Origin of the sequence: Corynebacterium sp. P3-F1, from assembly GCF_030503635.1 — a bacterium.
Lineage (GTDB): Bacteria > Actinomycetota > Actinomycetes > Mycobacteriales > Mycobacteriaceae > Corynebacterium.
In genome coordinates, this window is the sequence record NZ_CP129965.1 from 1768789 (window position 1) to 1785318 (window position 16530).

Consider the following 16530-nt stretch of genomic DNA (forward strand, 5'->3'; position numbering starts at 1 on the left):
CTCACACGGGCCCGGCTATTCCACACGCCTTTCGGGGGTAGCCCCGGGCTATCTCGCCTGCAATTTCGCGGCCGGAGCCGGCGCCTCAGAACGGGCGCCAGCAGTTGCTTTCACTGGCAGACCGTGCAGGGTCACAGCATCGATCTGGTGGGGATAGCGCGGGGTGTGGTGAGACGTGTCTTCCTTCGCCCACGCATTCATCTGGTGTGCCAGGACGTCAGGGCTCGAAGGGCCGTACTTGTTCTGGAACCAGTATTCGAAGGTGGCGGATTCACGCGTGTAGTGGATGATTCCGTAACTGTGGTCAGCCCACTCCATGTACTGGACCGGCAAGTTCATGCCCAGGAGACCTTGCTCGGCGACACGGGTCGCGGAGATGACTCCCGGCGAACCGATGCGTAACGGTCCGGCGATGAGGTCGTCAGCGCCGCCGCGGCCCATGGAGGTCAGCGCGAATTCGACACCGGCGGAAAGCTGGCGCTTATTCTTGACGGCGAAATTTCCAGTGGTCAGGCGGACTGCAGGTTGCGTCCCTTAGTGTGGTGTAACGCTTTCTGATGGTGGGCCCTGGGAAATACAGGGGCGGCCACCGTCAGTAACCTTTCGACTCAACTACCACATCTCACCGAAAGGCACATGACGATGACCGCTGCTCCGCATTCTATCGACCCTGCAACCTATCTGGACGATCTGCTGGAACCGGCCTCCCCGGATCTGTTGCGCCAGATGCTGCAAGGGTTTATCAACCAGATCCTCTCCGCCCAAGCCGACACCGTCTGCGGGGTCGAGTACGGCGTCGCTTCTACCGAGCGGGTCAACCACCACAACGGGTATCGCTACCGCGACCTTGATACCCGTGTGGGCACTATCGATGTCGCAATGCCGGAACTGCGCCACGGAGCATTCTTCCCAGACTGGCTGTTAGAGCGCCGCTCACGGGCCGAACGCGCTTTATCGACAGTGATCGCGACCTGCTACCTCAAACGGGTTTCCACCCGCAGGATGAATGACCTTGTGGCAACCCTTGGGATTGCAAATATGTCGAAATCTCACGTCTCGCGCATGTCGGAAAAACTCGACGAGATGGTCACAAACTTCAAAAACCGCCCACTCGATCCCGGTGGGTACGCCTACCTGTCGTGTGACGCGCTCACGATCAAAGTCCGCGAAGGCGGCCGGGTGGTCAAATGCTTCGTGCTGCTTGCCAACGGAGTCAACGCCGACGGCTACCGCGAAATGCTCGGCATGCATGTCGCCACTGCGGAATCCAACGCATCGTGGAAAGGCTTCTTCCAGGACTTAAAAGCCCGCGGGCTTCGTGGTGTCTTCCTTGTCACCAGTGACGCCCACGAAGGCATCCAGCACGCCATCTCCGAAGTGCTTCCTGATGCATCCTGGCAGCGCTGCCGCACCCACTTTGCGAAAAACCTCTACGAAAAGGTCCTGAAAACACAATGGCCGATGGTCTCTGCGATGTTCCAGACAATCTTCCAGCAACCTGACGCCGCATCCACCTGGGGAGAAGCCCGCGAGGTAGTCGATTTGCTGGAGCCGAAATTCCCGTAGATCGCGGCCTATCTGGAGGAATGACTCGATGAGGTGTTGGCGTTTACCGCAGCCCCGAAACCAGTCTGGACAAAAATCTGGTCGAACAACCCCACCGAGCGGTTAAACCGGGAGATCCGCCGGCGCACCGACGTCGTCGGCATCTTCCCGAACCGCGAATCCATCATCCGGCTCGTCGGCCCTGTCCTAGCCGAGCAGCACGACGATTGGATCCAGCAAAAACGCTACATGTCACTATCTACACTCGAACACACCAACCAACTCATGCACCACCCAGAAGATGATCACGGCGACAAACACCAGCTAACCGCCTAACCAAATCCCGAACTCAATACCGAGCCGAAAGCTAGACGGCTACACCACTACCCGGGACTTGACCGGAAGGAACCCAAAACAGCCTACGTCACATAGGAAAATGAGGCTTCATTCTCTTTAGAAGTCCATTCTGAGGTCGAGATACTGTATCGGGGCAGTCCTTTGAGGCGTTGTTGGATTCGGTTGTTCTGAAAAAGGGCTGCTCCCCCATCAGCAGGCAACTAACGGGGGAGCAGTGCAGAGAACGTAGATTAACAGTCTTAAACGGTAGATTGTCCGGGAAGTTCAGGCCGGATCACTTTGCCCATCGGGTTGCGCGGGAAATCGGCCACAAAGAATACATCTCTCGGTGCATGAGCATCTGAAAGACCAGCCGTCACGATTCGTCGCACTTCCACGTCGTCGAGTTCGTTTGCGGTTACCCCGTCCTCACGAATTACGTAGGCTCGCAGAGCTTGCCCATAGTGAGGATCTGAGACACCATGAACATGGACATCGTCAATCCTTTCGTCCCGAACGAGGAGATCCTCAATCTCCGAAGGGAAGATTTTCTCGCCATACTGTGTGATTACAAGGTCATCTGCTCGACCTTTAACGTAAAGCCGATTACCGCGTCGATAGCCGCGATCACCCATTCGCAAAAGATTGTTGTTGGTCTTGATCTCGATTGAAGGGTCAGTGTAGCCAACAAACATATCGTATGCGCCGGCGAAAATTTCGCCGATTTCACCGTCCGGTAGAAGAGTGCCGTCGTCATCACGAATTTCGATAACTGAACCGGGGTGAATAGTGCCTGTGAGTGTCGGATCTGCGGCTAGCTCATCAGCATCGGAGATGGCTAACCCTGAGGTCTCGGTTGACCCGTAGCAGTTGTGGAAAACTTTTCCGAACTTCTCATTTACTTTCTCGACCTCGTATGAGGTTAGTGGGCTACCGGAAGAAGTGATGAATTCTAGACCGTCTACTCGGTCGGTTGCGTTCCGGTCGAGGTGAGCGATCATCTCTCGTAAACGAGAGGCTGAACTGATCCAAGCATTGATGTCGTACTTTTCGAACTGTTCAAGAGCCTTAGAAGAATCGAAGTTCCGCTGCGTAACGATTGTTGAACCGGTGAAGATGCACATGAGCATATTGCCCCACCCGTAAAAGTGGAACAGCACCCCGGTTAATAGAACGGACATACCTCTCCGCCACGGGACGGTTCCAAGCAGGGGTCCGATCCCTTGGGGGGACTTCAGCTGCCTTCGGATTACACCCTTAGGCATGCCCGTCGTTCCTGATGTCATTACCACATGCTGTGACTTAGTAGGTTTTTCAGGTAGAAGATCGAGATCTGTGGAACCGCTCTCGATGACCTGGTCCATTGTAAGGGCATCTGCTGGAAGCATTCCGGGGTCGTCGATATGCCCGATGATGACGGTGCAATTCTCTTTGGTCTTGTCGGTGAGCCGGTCGTAGAAACTCTGATCGACAATGAGGGTTTCCACCTCGTGGAATTCTAGAACCCGTTCGATCTGGGGTCCAGAACTATTAGCGTTGATCATGAAGATGTGATAGCCGACGAACTGGCGGGCGCACAGTGGGAAAATGGAAGCACGACCATTCAAAGCCAAGACGGCTAGGTTACCTCCATCGCGGACCCCATTTTGCATCAAACCAGTAGCCAGCCGTACCACACGGTCATAGAACTCGTAGTAGGTCAGCTCTCCGTCGTCATCTACAAGCCCCAGGCGTTCTGGATGACGCCGAGCGGTGTTGGCAAGGCCGCCGCTTTCAAGCGAGCCAAAACGCTTAATGGTTCTAGCATCTGCTTTGACATCGGCGACAGAGCCGAGCTCGAAGATGTTGTTCTTTCGGATGACTTTCAAGAAGTAGAAAAATTGACGTATGATTTCCTTTTTTGGTACCCCGTGGTCGGTATCGGGGTGAAGAGTGTATTTAGACATGTGCGCTTCCTTTCAGTAGCGGGGTGTGCTCGATTAGGTGAATGCCTCTGTTACATAAGTAAAGAGTTCCTGCTCCATATTTCTGACTTCTGCAGCAGCCTGTTGCTCATTGAAGCCTCGGTGCTCCGAGATTATCTTTGCGAAAGTCTTACGGACCGCTGGGGCCATCCGCTTGGCATCTCCGCAAACGAGGGTCTTCGCTCCTTTCTCGAGAAGATTGAACACATCATTGCGATCCGAATAGAGGCGGTCCTGAACATACTTAATGTCCGTACCGCTTTCGCTTCGACTGTGGTGACGTGAGAACGCGGTGCGAACATCGATTACACCATCCTTCTCCCACTCATGGAGTTCCTCGCTATATAGGAAGTCGGATTCGGGGCCGTGGCAGCCATAGAAAAACAAAGATTTAGCTGGTGTGATGCCTTCATTGTGGCAACGTGTTGCACGTTCCTCGATGAATGCACGGAGGGGGGCGATCCCAGTACCAGCGCCGATAAGAATCATTGGTATGGATGGATCTGGCTCCACTTGGAAATGTTTATTTCCGGGCACTACCGAAACCAAGATCTTAGAACCGGCCTGCTGTTTCGCTAAATAATTGGAAGAAACGCCAGTGAAGGTTCCACGGCCTGACCATGCAGGAGATTCGATGCGGGAGAAGGTCAAAGAAGGCTTTGTCGGTTCACCGAGAGCAGACGACGAGATTGAGTAGCGACGAGCTCGGAGCGGCTCAAGCATTGAAATGAACTGGCCGAAGGTGAAGTCTACAGATCGGAAAGTTTCGAGGAAATCTAGGAGCGAGGTCCGCTTCTCGAGCAGCTCGTTGTAAGTTTCGGTTTCAGCGAGTTGCGATAGTTGAGCTTTTTCGGGTGGGCATTGACACTGTGCAACTGCTAGATCCAGGTGCCGCTTGCTCAACGGTGTTGCAAGCTCAACGTAGTTTTCAAGTAGATCATTAATTGTCAATACTTGGTCTATGGGCAGGAACGTGGAGCAACCGGAAAGCTTTATGCGATCTTCCCCTGCTAATTGGAAATGGTCCAACACGCGGTTGACACCGGATGACGAGTTCTTCGGAAGTACCTCTAAGTAATCGCCTGTCGAGTATGAAATCCCTTCAGGAAGTTCAAGAACAGCCTTGAATTTCTCGTTCATGGTCCCATCAACGTCTGTGGATAGCTTTTGAACGCTGGTGACTACTGCTTCGACGAATGGGCCGTCTGTCTCGGCTACCAACATATTCTGACGCCCAGCATCAACTACTGTGACCTCGACGAAGTCTGACTTGCTGTGATCATCGAACGAAAGATCGAGATCGGCTGCGAGTTTTGACCAAAGTCGTTTTGACCAAGATTCGAAGTCGGCGAGATAGTCTCCCTTCATGTCAATTACACCGCGATCAATCAATCGTATGGCTCCGCGAGATTCCATGGCCTCGTCGATCTCGGCTGGAACGCGTTGGAACGTCTCTGCCCAGTCTGAGTTACCGCTGCCAAGCACAGCAAATTTCACACCTGTTAGTGACGGTGCTTCCTTGCCTGTTATCCAATTGAAGAAACGCTTTGCATTATCCGGGGGGAGACCTTCATATGAACTGGTAGCTACGATTGCAATGTCGCCCCCCTGCAGAGAATTGACGGCATCATCGAGATCAGACATGTCGACTTCGAAGCCTTGTGTTTTGGCAAAAGCCGCTAATTCTTCAGCGTGACTACGAGAGGTTCCGGCGTTAGAACCTACGAGCAGGCGCAGCTTATACCCGTTCGGAGGAGCATCGACCTTTGTGATTGGTGTCTCTTCTGTCGTGGGAGCGTCAGCGGGAGGCTCGTCGTAGCGCTTGGGTCCGAGGTACGGATATTCTTCCCTCGGTTGGATAGTGACGAACAGGTCTTTCGGTTTCGAAGTTAGGCCGTCAAGCATTTCCAGTTCATAGCTTGGATTTGCGAAGTTGAAATCCAAGTGTTGAACAATCAACGCAAGCATCATGGTGGCTTCTTGGAGCGCGAAGAAGCGGCCGAGACACGATCGTTGCCCATTTCCAAATGGTTTCCACGCATTATGAGGTATTAATTTGGCATTCTCAGGATCGAACCGTTCCGGTCTGAACTCCTCGGGATTATCCCATACGGCCGGATCACGATGCATGTGTCCGAGGAGAACCAACAGCGTGTCTCCAGGGTTGACAGTTACTGGGGTTCCTCCTGTGCCACCGTTCTCACCAATCGTCGTAGTTTCAAAAGGTGTTACTGCATATGCCGGAGCAGTGGGGTACTTCCTTAGACCTTCACGAAGTACTTGATCAATGTAGTTTAGATCTTTGAGATCTTCATATTGAGGGAATCTACCGTTGAGGACCGAATCGGTGTTTTCGCGTGCCTTGGTTAAGACTCGGGGATTACGCATCAATTCGTAGAGAACGAAACTGAGCAGCCCAGAAGTTGTCTCGTGGCCTGCAATTAGAAACGTAATCAACTGATAGCGTAGGTTTTCGTCGGTCAGACGCTCCCCAGTCTCAGGATCGGTTGCATTCATCATGACATCGAGAACGTCTTCATAGCCCTCTGGGCTAGGATTCCTTCGTCGTTCCCTAATCAAACTATCAACGGTGTCCTGCATGACCGAGACATCGTTCTTGAACTGGTGATTGCCAATAAGACCAAGATTCTTCTGAATCTTCAAAGCATGGGCTCGCTTGCCGGCATGATTCAAGCCACGACCCATTGCGTCGATAAAGGGGTGAAAGCCTTCCGTATAGAATGAATTGAAGCGAAATGTAAATGAGCAGAGCGCAATGGTGTCGAGCGTCAATCTAGTGAAGTCACCAGCGACATCAATTTCTTCATCGGCTCGTGCTCTCGACCACTTAAGCATAAGCTGGTCTGCGATGTCTGCCATGCGGTGGTACATTCCGCGCAGAGCAACTGGGCTGAAAGCGGGCATAAGAATTCGATGTGCTTTACCCCACTCCGGATCGTCGAACTCGGCGGTAAAAAGGCCGTTACCAGAGAATCCGCTTACTTCTTGGAGGGCGGGGTGGACGACCTTATGAAAACGGGTTTCATCTGAGAGCTCATCGACCAAGGCGAAAGAGGTCACCACGTAGAACGGTGCAGAGCCGGGTATCTCTTGTCGATAAAAACGCCCGTGTTTTTCAGCCAATCGCGTTCCGGACTGAACGATGTTGCGTGGATCGAGTGAATAGGCGGTTCCGATTAGCGGGTACGATTTCGGCCCGGGGATAGCGGTGTCAGGGTTAACGCTCGATGAGCCCAGCCTAGGGCGTTCGGAGGTTTTGGACGTCATGATGATTCCTTAGACCGTTAGAAAGTCGCTTATGGATTCTAGAATTTAGGTAGAGCGTTAACGGCTACCTGAAATGAAAGTTCTAAAGGTTGCTTAACGCTTGGCCAGGCGTTAAGAGTTCTCCCCCAAAAATTTTCGATGGTTGGAAAACCGGTGAGGTGTATCAGTGGAGTGGTCAACGGATACTCCCTGATAAGCATAAGGGCGAATTCGGGTGTCATGTGTATCAATCTTTCTGTATCTAGCTGCCTACGCAGAGGGGGATGGACTGGTTAACTGAAGTATGTTTCAGTAATGCGCTTAGCGTAGTAGACGTGTCCGGCATCGGTTAGGTGGCCTGCGAGCTTGTGTGAGGCATCGTCTGAAATGGAAGCGCCGTAACGGCCCGGATCGTTCGAGCAACCATTCTTTCCGCTTTCTACGGAAATTTCGGCAACCATGTCAAGAAACTCGCTATTCGTATCAGCGGCAGCTCGTCGCTGCTGCTCGCGAATTTCGTCTTGGTAGTAGGCTACCAACGGAAAGTACCAGTGACTGGTAACGTTTAAAAGATTAGATCCACAGGTGTGGTTGAAACCATCTGTCTCATCGGGAATCCCGAGGATGATCACCTTGGCGCTAGGCGCGGTTTCCTTGATGCGATTAATTGCTCCCACCATCGCCTCGTTGAAGCGTTTCATCCGTTGTTCCTGGGTGGTTTTTGAAGGGAAGTTACTGGGCTGGTAGGTGTCGTTCACGCCAGCGCTGATGGTGACCAGCCGGGTATTGGAATCAAGACTGCCATCCCTGATGGCTCGTTCAACTTGCTGACGAACTGTGTCATGTGGAATCGAATCATTTTCCGTAGGTTCTACATAAGCAGTGGCACCGGGGCACGAGTAGTCTTCTAGGCGCAGACCGGTGCTTCGCGCGGCCTGAGCTGCAAAATTGTTGGGGTCCTGCGCACAAAAACCTTCTCGGATCGTCGGCCATTGTATCGAGGGGTTTTTCAGCTTCGCTCGGTAGACGGTGACATCCAAGGCGGTCGGATTCGCAGCTACTGAGTCGCCAAAGCTGACGTAGCTTTCCTTAACGTGGCTATTGACTGGTGGGGCCGGCTCTAATTCTTCAAGCTGGGGAACGTTAGGCGCAGGAAGCGAAGGAACTTGAGGAAGGTTAGGCGCGGGAAGGTTAGGGACTTGGGGAAGGTTAGGCGCGGGAAGGTTAGGGACTTGGGGAAGGTTAGGCGCGGGAAGGTTAGGGACTTGGGGAAGGTTAGGCGCGGGAAGGTTAGGGACTTGGGGAAGGTTAGGAGCGATGGGTGCTGAGAGTTCAGGCAGATTAGGCGCAGCATCGGCAACTGGGAGCATAGCGCCACAGGCCAATGCGGTCAGGAGAGTAGCACCAAATTTATAAAACCTCATGTGTTCCTTTCCGGCGATATTCGTGTCGCCTAGTTATACTTAAGCCCTCCAAAGGGTTTCCGAAGATAGTAGCTCATCCAGATCCAGCCGGCATCTTTTTGCAACTTTAGTCATATCTGGCCAACAAGTGACGTACAGAGTTTTACTATCTTTGAAGGGAATCTCGCCTTAAAATTCAACAGATGGAACAGGTGGAACGAAGGGAGCTTGCATGACTTCGCCATTGTGCATCTTCAGAATCTTCCTCCGCCTCGGCTGCACCTCGTTCGGCGGGCCGACGGCGCACCTGGGGTATTTCCGCGACGAATTCGTGGAGAAGCGGAAGTGGTTTTCGGACAAGCAGTACGCCGACCTGGTGGCGCTGTGCCAATTCCTGCCCGGGCCGGCGTCGAGCCAGGTGGGTATGGCGATCGGCCTGCAGCGCGCCGGGTACCTGGGCATGTTCCTGGCGTGGGTGGGCTTCACGCTGCCGTCGGTGCTGCTCATGGTGGCGTTCGCGCTGGGCGTCGCGCAGTTGGGCGATATCAGCGAGGCAGGCTGGCTGCTCGGTCTGAAGGCTGCGGCTGTCGCTGTCGTGGCGCAGGCTGTGTACGGCATGACGAAGAACCTGGTCACCGGCAAGATTCACGCCGCGATCGCCGTGGCTGCGCTGGTGCTCGTTCTGCTCGTGCCGCACCCGCTCATCCAGGTCGGGGCGATCGTGCTCGGCATTGTTGCTGGTCTGGCGTTCCTGCGCGTCAAGAAGGAGGCGGACGACCAGCCCCAGGCTGAGAGCGGGTCGCGCACCTTCGGCATCGTCTGCCTGGTGCTGTTCTTCGCGTTGCTGTTTGTGCTTCCGCTGGTGGCGAGGCTGATCGGCACGACCGGCGCGGATATTTTCGACACCTTCTACCGCGCGGGCGCCCTCGTTTTCGGCGGCGGCCACGTGGTGCTGCCGCTGCTGGAGACCGTCACGGTCGGCCCCGGGCTCGTGGACCACGACACCTTCCTCGCCGGCTACGGCGCCGCCCAGGCCATGCCGGGCCCGCTGTTCACTTTCGCGTCCTTCCTCGGTGCGAGTGCGCAGGGCATGAACTGGGCGTTGGGGGCGACGATTGCCACCGTCGCGATCTTCCTGCCCGCGGCGCTGCTCGTCCTCGGCGCGATCCCGTTCTGGGAGCGCCTCCGCACGATGCCGCGCGCGGGTGTCGCTTTCGCCGGCGCGAACGCCGCAGTGGTGGGCATTCTCGGTGCCGCGCTGTACACCCCGGTCTTCACCGCCGGCATCACAGGCGTGGTCACGCTGTCCATCGCTGTGGTCTGCTACGCCGCGCTGACCTCGTTGAAGGTCCCGCCGTGGGCCGTGGTCATCGGTGCGGCCCTCGTCGGATGGATCGCGCTGTGAACCCGCTCTTCGAGGTTTCCGACACACCGCACTGGCAGCTCCCCGGCTTCCAGCGCACCTTCCGGCCGGGCGAGCTCACCTTCGGACTCACCTTGCCCATCGAGGAAGACGCAGAGGAGAACCCGCTCGACAGCCTGGACAACCAGCTGCGCCTCATCCGCAAGGCCGAGGCTGGGGGAGTGGCCGCCATCTGGGTGCGCGACATCCCGCTGCGCGTCGAGACGTTCGGCGATGTCGGCCAGGTCTACGACCCCTGGATGTACCTGAGCTACATAGCCGCGGACACCTCTTCGATCGCGCTCGGCACCGCCGCCATCGTCGTGCCATTCCAGCACCCGCTGCTCATGGCCAAGCGCGCCGGAACCATCGACCGGCTTTCCGGCGGCCGCTTCCTCATGGGCGTGGCCACGGGCGACCGCCCCGAGGAGTTCCCCGCGTTCGGCCAGGACAAGGGCAACCGCGACGAGGAGTTCCGCGAGAGAATCGCCGCTTATCGACGAGCCACCCTCACCACCCACACCCCCATCCGCTGGTCCGGCGGCCGAATGGGCGGCGCAGACGTGGTGCCGAAACCCCTGGCCCGTGAGGTTCCCCTGCTGGCCACCGGCTCGTGCCAGCAAACCCTCGAGTGGCGCGCCGAGCATGCCCACGGCTGGTTGATGTACCACAAGGGATTGGAGATCCAGCGCCAGAACGTGCGCAATTGGAATGCCGCGGTCGCTGACTGGGCAGCCCGATCAGGTGCCGAGGGCACCCCGGCCGCCTTCAAGCCCTTTGCCGAATCGCTCTGGCTTGACCTGCACGAGGATCCGGACGCGCCTGCCGCCGGCGGCAGCTTCGGCTACCGCCTCGGCCGCAACACCTTGATCGAGCTGTTGCACTCGCAGCGCGCGGTGGGGATCAGCCACGTCATGGTGAATTTCCGCTCCAGCAAACGGTCTGCGGAGGAGCAGATCGACGAGCTCATCGAGTACGTCATCCCAGCCCTCCGCCGTTAAGCGTGGCCCCCAACGCGGGCACCCTCAGCGCGGCACCCGGCTAGCTGGGTTTGCGGCCCGAGGTTCGCCAACCGGCACCCGCTAGCTGGCGGCCACCTTATCCAGCGCCTCAGCGAACCGCGCGACTGCGCCGTCGACGTCGGCCCACTTGTCCAGGCCGAAGAGACCGATGCGGAAGGTGGAGAAGCTCTCCGGCTCGCCGACCTGCAGCGGGACGCCGCCGGCGATCTGGATGCCGGCCTGCTTGAAGGCGGCGCCGGTGGCCTGCTCTGGGGCGGTGGCGTGCATGACCACGATGGAGGTGGCCTCGTACCCCGGTGCGGCGACGGACACGAAGCCCCGCTCCGCCAGCGTCTCGCGCACCTTGGTTCCCAGCTCCACCTGGCGTTTGGTCAGCTCGTCCAAGCCGACCTCCTTGGCTTCCTTCATCAGCTCGAGGTTGTGCGCGATCGTGTCGGTGGGCATGGTGGCGTGGTAGGCGGCGGAGCCGTCGACGTACCCCTCGGAGATGGCGGTCCACTTGGCCAAGTCCATGGCGAAGCTGTCGGAGGTGGTGTTATCCAGCTGCTTCCGGCCGGCCTCGGAAAACATGATGTAGCCGGTGGCGGGGGAGCCGGACCAGCCCTTCTGCGGGGCGGTGATGAGGATGTCCACGCCCGTTTCTTCCATGTTGATCCACTTGGTGCCGGCTGCGACGCAGTCGAGGACCATCAGGCCACCGACCTCGTGGGCGGCGTCGGCGAGCTGGGAAATGTAACCCGCCGGCAGCTCGAGGCCTGCGGCGGTTTCCACGTGCGCCGCGAAGACGACATCTGGGCGCTCTGCACGGATCCGCTCGACCGCGTCCTCGATGGCCGGCGGGGTATAGGAGGCGCGCTCGTCGTCGGAGGTCGGTTCCGCATTCAGCACCGTGACGTTGTTGGCCACGCCGGACGCGTCGAAAATCTGGGACCAACGGTAAGAGAAGTTGCCGGTGCGGATGACCAGCGCGTCCTTGCCGCGGGCGAATTGCCGCGCGACGGATTCCATTGCGAAGGTGCCGCCGCCGGGAACCACGGCCACGGACTGGGCGTGGTAAGTCTCGCGCAGAATGGCCTGTAGCTCCTGCATGATGCCGATGAACTTGGCGGACATGTGGTTCAAGGAGCGGTCGCTGAATACAGCCGAGTATTCCAGCAGCCCGTCGGGGTCGATCTCGGGGCGGGGCAGTTGCGTTGCAGTGTTGTCAGTCATGCCCCAACGCTATCGGTTTTCTCTTACGATGGTGGACGCTTACCACCAAAAAGGAGGAAACAATGGGTCGTTGGATCATCGCCATCATTGGAGCCGTCGTCGGCGCACTGCTCACCGGGTTCATCCTGAGCCAGCTCGGGGTCACCGGGATTCTCTACACCATTCTGGTGCTCGTCGGTTCCGCCATTTGCTCGTCGCTCGCGGGCACGCTGGCAAACCGCATCAACCGCTAGAGCGCGTTCACGCCGCCAGGCAAGCTTGTCAGCGAGATCCCGCGTTCCGCAGCATCCGCGGCATGCTTATCGACGAACCCCTGCGACCTTTTCCCCGACGCGCAGTACACCACCACATCGGTGCCCTCGGCAAGAGTGTCGATGAATTCGTCGCCGAGCGTAGGATTCTCCTCGAGCCGTGAGGTGGGGAGGTGCTCGCCCCGAGCAGCCGAGATGTCTTTCAGCGCTTTCTCGTGCTCCTCGCGTACATCGAGCGCTACAACGGCACCGGTGGCCACTGCGTCGAGGATCTCGGAATTGTCCTCCGCCGGCACCGCGCAGGCTGCACCCTCGTAGTCCCCGAAGGCGGCGACCAGCTCGCGGCCTGGGTCCCGGCGAACGGCAAAGCTGCGGATCTGCGTGGTCAGGGCATCGTACATCCGCAGTGTCCCCACCGGTGCCTCACCAACACCGGTCACGAACTTGATCACCTCGGTGGCCATGAGTCCGCCGACCACGCTGGTGGTAACTCCCAGCACGCCTGCGGTGGCGCAGTCGGGCACCGAGTCCGCGTCGGGCTGGTCTGGGTAGAGGTCCCGCATGCCTACGCCGTCGACGGGTGCTCCGGGGCCGGACCACCACAACGCCACGTCGCCGCGGTAGCGCAGCACCGATCCCCACACCAGGGGAGTGCCGGTGATCTCCGCGGCGTCCGCGGCCATGAATTTAGTGGTGAAGGTGTCGGAGCCGTCGATCAGCACATCCACACCCTCAAGCAGTTCCACGGCATTCGAGGCATCCATGCGCCCCTCGATCGCCGTCACCTCGATGTCAGGCTGAAGTTCACGCAGGCGCTCCGCGGCCACCTCGATCTTCTTGCGGCCTACGTCAGAGGCCCCGAAGAGAATTTGGCGGTGAATGTTGGTGAGGTCGACCACGTCGTCGTCGATAAGCGAAATGTGCCCGACTCCTGTCGCTGCGAGCGTCTGCATGACAGGGCAACCGAGTCCTCCCGCGCCGATGACCAGCACGTGCGCGCGGTGGAGTGCCTCCTGCTGCTCGGGCCCGAATCCGGGCAGATTCATTTGGCGGGCGGTGCGGCGTAGTTCTTGCTCGGGAAGGTTGATCACACTCGCCACCTTAATGTCCTAGACTTTTTCGGGACATTGACCGCCCACCTAAGATTTGGGGCCGATTACCATGCGCAAATTCCGCGCTGATCCGCTGATCTTCTTCACCGCCGTCGGATTCATTATTGCCTTCGTGGCTCTCACCATTGGTTTTGGCGACAGTGCCCGCGAGCTCTACTCGAATGTCTCCGGCTGGATGATGGACAACTTCGCCTGGTTGTACATCGGCGGTGTGTCCACGGTGTTCATCTTCCTCATCGTGCTGTTCGTGTCCAAGTACGGCAACTACCGGCTCGGTGACGACGACGATGAACCCGAGTACTCTCTCCCCGTCTGGTTCTCGATGCTGTTCGCCGCCGGCATGGGCGCGACCCTGCTGTTCTGGGGTGCTGCCGAGCCGCTGCACCACGCGTACAACCCGCCGCGCGGCGGTTACGAGTCGATGAGCCGCGACGCCATCCGCCAAGCGTTCGAGTTCACCTACTACCACTTCGGTATCCACATGTGGGTGATCTTCACCTTGCCGGGCCTGGCCATGGGTTACTTCATTTACAAGCGCAAGATGCCCGCCGTTACTCGTCGATCTTCTCGCCGCTGCTGGGCTCGAAGGTGTACGAGTGGCCGGGCAAGCTTCTCGACGCCATCGGCATCATCGGCACCGTCTTCGGCCTCGCCGTCTCCGTTGGCTTGGGCGTGCTGCAGATCAGTGCCGGCCTGAACATCCTCTGGGGTGTCCCGCTGGTGACATGGGTCGAGCTGGCCGTGATCATCTTCATCACTATCTGCGCCTCCATCTCTGTGGCCACGGGCCTGGATAAGGGCGTGAAGTTGCTGTCGAACCTGAACATCATCGGCTCGATCGGTCTGCTGATCTTCTTGTTCGCTGTTGGTCCGACCCTGAAGATCATCGAGCACGTCACCGAATCTTTCGGCATCTACGCGTCGTCGCTTCCCGAGCTGATGTTCTGGGTCGACTCCTACAACGACAATCCGGGTTGGCACGCCACCTGGACCGCGTTCTATTGGGCGTGGACGATCTGCTGGTCGCCGTATGTGGGCATGTTCTTCGCCCGTATTTCACGCGGCCGAACCGTGCGCCAGTTCATTGCCGGCACCATTCTTTTGCCCACTGTCTTCGACATTATCTGGTTCGCCACCTTCGGCCGCACCGCGATCGACGTTGAGCTCAATAACCCCGGTGTGTTGACCGGCCCGGTTGTCGAGGATGGAGAGACCCCGCAGGCACTGTTCACCCTTCTGGAGCAGTACCCCCTGTACTTTGTCAGCGGCGCAGTCGCCCTAGCCGTGATCGTCTTCTACTTTGTCACCTCGATTGACTCCGCTGCACTGGTGATGGACATGTTCACCACCGGCGAAGAGGAAGCCACACCGAAGTACTATCGCGTGGCGTGGGCCGTGGCCGTGGGAGTGGTCACCGCCGCACTGCTGTTCATCAGCGACTCCGGTATTCAAGCCCTGCAGGAAGTGGTGATCATTATCGCCCTGCCGTTCTTCATCGTCTACTTCATCATGATGTTCTCCCTGGTCAAAGCGATGAGTGACGATGCGGCCGCGGACCGCCGCTTCCGTTCCCGCCAGTGGGAGAAGACCGACACCCCCGAGAAGTACGAGGAGGCGGATGCGAAGCCCGCGCCGGGCTACGACGAGGAGGGCAACGAGATCGACCGCCCTGAGCTCGAGTACGACTACGATAACGAGACCTGACGCCTCACCGAGACCCTCGTCATCGAGGGCGAAGCCGAGACCGAAGAGGACGGCGAAGATGTCGTTGAAGTGGTCGAGGTAGAAGTGCCGGAGGGCACACCGGTGGAGATTGAGGGTGAGCGCCGATAAGCGCGCTGCCCCTTAGAACGAGGAGCCCGCGGGTATCGACGACCCGCGCAACGGCGAATTGAACGCGATCACACGGCCGCGGTCGGCGTAGATGTCGCCGATCGTGCCCACGCGGATGACGCGGTTGAACTGCCGGTCGCCGATGAGGAAGTTGCCGGCGTGGTCGCTGAACACGAGCGTGTTGTTAATGCGTCGGAACTGCAGCGGGCCCATCGCGGGCGCGCCAGCGAAGTCGTTGCGGTCCGCGCAGTTCCAGGCGTCGCCGGTGCCGAGCATCATGGAGTTGACTTGGCCGCGGCGGTGGCACTGGTGGCCGGGCATGGTGTCGACGAAACTCAGGCACTTCACAAAGTCGTGGCCCCTATTGGTGTAAACGCCGCAGCGGCAAGACGTCTTTACAGTACCTGATCTGCCCAGCTCGCTAGGCCCTCGAAACTTGACGACGCCACCGCGTGCTCCCGCTTCGGAATCCTCCCCGCGCCACGGGAGAGCATCCCGCCCTCGACTGCCAAGCGCATGGCCCGCGCCATGGCCTCCGGGTCCTGGCAGCGGTTAACGGCGCTTGCTAGCAAGACACCGGAGCAGCCTAGTTCCATCGCCAATGCGGCGTCGGACGCAGTGCCCACGCCTGCGTCGATGAGAATGGGCACTGAAGCACGAGAACAGATCAGCTCGATATTGTGCGGGTTCAAAATGCCCAGACCGGTGCCAATGGGGGAGCCGAGCGGCATGACCGCGGCAGCACCGAGATCCTCAAGCTTCTTCGCCGCCACGGGGTCGTCGGAGGTGTAGGCGAGGACGGTGAAGCCTTCGCTAATCAGCAGCTCGCACGCGTCTACCGTCTCCACCACATCGGGTAGGAGCGTGTGGTCGTCGGCGATGACCTCGAGCTTCACCCAGTCAGTGCCCAGTGCTTCCCGAGCGAGCTTCGCGGTGATCACCGCATCGCGCGCGGTGCGGCAACCGGCGGTGTTCGGCAGCGGTGCGATGTCCAGGCGGTTCAGCAGGTCGAAGACGGATTCGCCTCCGCCGTCCTGCTTCGCGGCGAAGCGCCGCATCGCCACCGTGGTCAGCTCGGTGCCCGACGCCACCAGTGCGCGCTCGAGCATGTCCTGCGAACTCGCGCCGCCGGTGCCCATGATCAGGTGCGAGTTGAATTGCTTGCCTGCGATTTCCAGCAAGG

General features: G+C 58.4%; 11 protein-coding genes and 2 pseudogenes. 5 read left to right on the top strand and 8 right to left on the bottom strand.

Features of this window, described 5'->3' with window-relative positions:
• Positions 1-48: 48 nt before the first annotated feature.
• On the bottom strand, positions 49-441 hold the full coding sequence (locus tag QYQ98_RS08390) for a hypothetical protein (RefSeq protein ID WP_302006410.1): 393 nt from the start codon (positions 439-441) through the stop codon (positions 49-51).
• Between the two features lie 201 nt (positions 442-642).
• On the opposite strand from QYQ98_RS08390, the pseudogene QYQ98_RS08395 reads away from it, so the two are divergent.
• Positions 643-1881: pseudogene (locus tag QYQ98_RS08395) on the top strand (IS256 family transposase).
• Positions 1882-2141: 260 nt separating this feature from the next.
• Here QYQ98_RS08395 and QYQ98_RS08400 read toward each other — a convergent pair.
• The 3 genes from QYQ98_RS08400 to QYQ98_RS08410 all read right to left on the bottom strand — a co-directional run bounded on the left by QYQ98_RS08400 (position 2142) and on the right by QYQ98_RS08410 (position 8536).
• Positions 2142-3827, bottom strand: coding sequence for an AMP-binding protein (locus tag QYQ98_RS08400; protein ID WP_259851803.1), 1686 nt, complete (start codon positions 3825-3827; stop codon positions 2142-2144).
• Between the two features lie 33 nt (positions 3828-3860).
• Positions 3861-7133, bottom strand: a complete 3273-nt coding sequence (locus QYQ98_RS08405) for a bifunctional cytochrome P450/NADPH--P450 reductase (protein WP_302006411.1) — start codon at positions 7131-7133, stop codon at positions 3861-3863.
• A gap of 272 nt (positions 7134-7405) precedes the next feature.
• Positions 7406-8536 carry a GDSL-type esterase/lipase family protein gene (locus QYQ98_RS08410; RefSeq protein WP_367881626.1) on the bottom strand — a complete coding sequence of 377 codons (1131 nt, stop codon included), beginning with the start codon at positions 8534-8536 and terminating at the stop codon, positions 7406-7408.
• A 211-nt stretch (positions 8537-8747) separates the two neighbouring features.
• Between QYQ98_RS08410 and chrA the strand changes: the two genes are divergently transcribed.
• Both chrA and QYQ98_RS08420 read left to right on the top strand, forming a co-directional pair.
• Positions 8748-9920, top strand: a complete 1173-nt coding sequence (gene chrA, locus QYQ98_RS08415; protein WP_302006413.1) for a chromate efflux transporter — start codon at positions 8748-8750, stop codon at positions 9918-9920.
• Positions 9917-10918 carry an LLM class oxidoreductase gene (locus tag QYQ98_RS08420; RefSeq protein ID WP_302006414.1) on the top strand — a complete coding sequence of 334 codons (1002 nt, stop codon included), beginning with the start codon at positions 9917-9919 and terminating at the stop codon, positions 10916-10918. The genes chrA and QYQ98_RS08420 overlap by 4 nt, the downstream gene beginning before the upstream one ends.
• Before the next feature lie 81 nt (positions 10919-10999).
• On the opposite strand, the gene QYQ98_RS08425 is transcribed toward QYQ98_RS08420, so the two are convergent.
• A complete protein-coding gene (locus QYQ98_RS08425) occupies positions 11000-12151 on the bottom strand; it encodes an aminotransferase class V-fold PLP-dependent enzyme (protein ID WP_302006416.1) in 1152 nt (383 codons plus the stop codon).
• Positions 12152-12213: 62 nt separating this feature from the next.
• Here QYQ98_RS08425 and QYQ98_RS08430 point away from each other — a divergent pair, with 62 nt between their 5' ends.
• On the top strand, positions 12214-12384 hold the full coding sequence (locus QYQ98_RS08430) for a glycerol dehydrogenase (protein WP_076599932.1): 171 nt from the start codon (positions 12214-12216) through the stop codon (positions 12382-12384).
• On the opposite strand, the gene QYQ98_RS08435 is transcribed toward QYQ98_RS08430, so the two are convergent.
• Entirely contained in the window at positions 12381-13493 is a 1113-nt protein-coding gene (locus tag QYQ98_RS08435; protein WP_302006417.1) for a ThiF family adenylyltransferase, read from the bottom strand. The genes QYQ98_RS08430 and QYQ98_RS08435 overlap by 4 nt on opposite strands.
• Before the next feature lie 70 nt (positions 13494-13563).
• On the opposite strand from QYQ98_RS08435, the pseudogene QYQ98_RS08440 reads away from it, so the two are divergent.
• Positions 13564-15218: pseudogene (locus QYQ98_RS08440) on the top strand (BCCT family transporter).
• A 141-nt stretch (positions 15219-15359) separates the two neighbouring features.
• Here the strand turns inward: QYQ98_RS08440 and QYQ98_RS08445 are convergent.
• Both QYQ98_RS08445 and QYQ98_RS08450 read right to left on the bottom strand, forming a co-directional pair.
• Complete coding sequence (locus tag QYQ98_RS08445) at positions 15360-15695, bottom strand: hypothetical protein (protein ID WP_302006418.1); 336 nt, start codon at positions 15693-15695, stop codon at positions 15360-15362.
• A 47-nt stretch (positions 15696-15742) separates the two neighbouring features.
• Positions 15743-16528 carry a thiazole synthase gene (locus QYQ98_RS08450; RefSeq protein WP_302006419.1) on the bottom strand — a complete coding sequence of 262 codons (786 nt, stop codon included), beginning with the start codon at positions 16526-16528 and terminating at the stop codon, positions 15743-15745.
• Positions 16529-16530 lie beyond the last annotated feature (2 nt).

Bases quoted from the DNA above. Each gene is read 5' to 3' on its own strand.
- QYQ98_RS08390 (WP_302006410.1), bottom strand. From the start codon at position 441: ATGGGCCGCGGCGGCGCTGACGACCTCATCGCCGGACCGTTACGCATC.
- QYQ98_RS08400 (WP_259851803.1), bottom strand. From the start codon at position 3,827: ATGTCTAAATACACTCTTCACCCCGATACCGACCACGGGGTACCAAAA.
- QYQ98_RS08405 (WP_302006411.1), bottom strand. From the start codon at position 7,133: ATGACGTCCAAAACCTCCGAACGCCCTAGGCTGGGCTCATCGAGCGTT.
- QYQ98_RS08410 (WP_367881626.1), bottom strand. From the start codon at position 8,536: ATGAGGTTTTATAAATTTGGTGCTACTCTCCTGACCGCATTGGCCTGT.
- chrA (WP_302006413.1), top strand. From the start codon at position 8,748: ATGACTTCGCCATTGTGCATCTTCAGAATCTTCCTCCGCCTCGGCTGC.
- QYQ98_RS08425 (WP_302006416.1), bottom strand. From the start codon at position 12,151: ATGACTGACAACACTGCAACGCAACTGCCCCGCCCCGAGATCGACCCC.
- QYQ98_RS08430 (WP_076599932.1), top strand. From the start codon at position 12,214: ATGGGTCGTTGGATCATCGCCATCATTGGAGCCGTCGTCGGCGCACTG.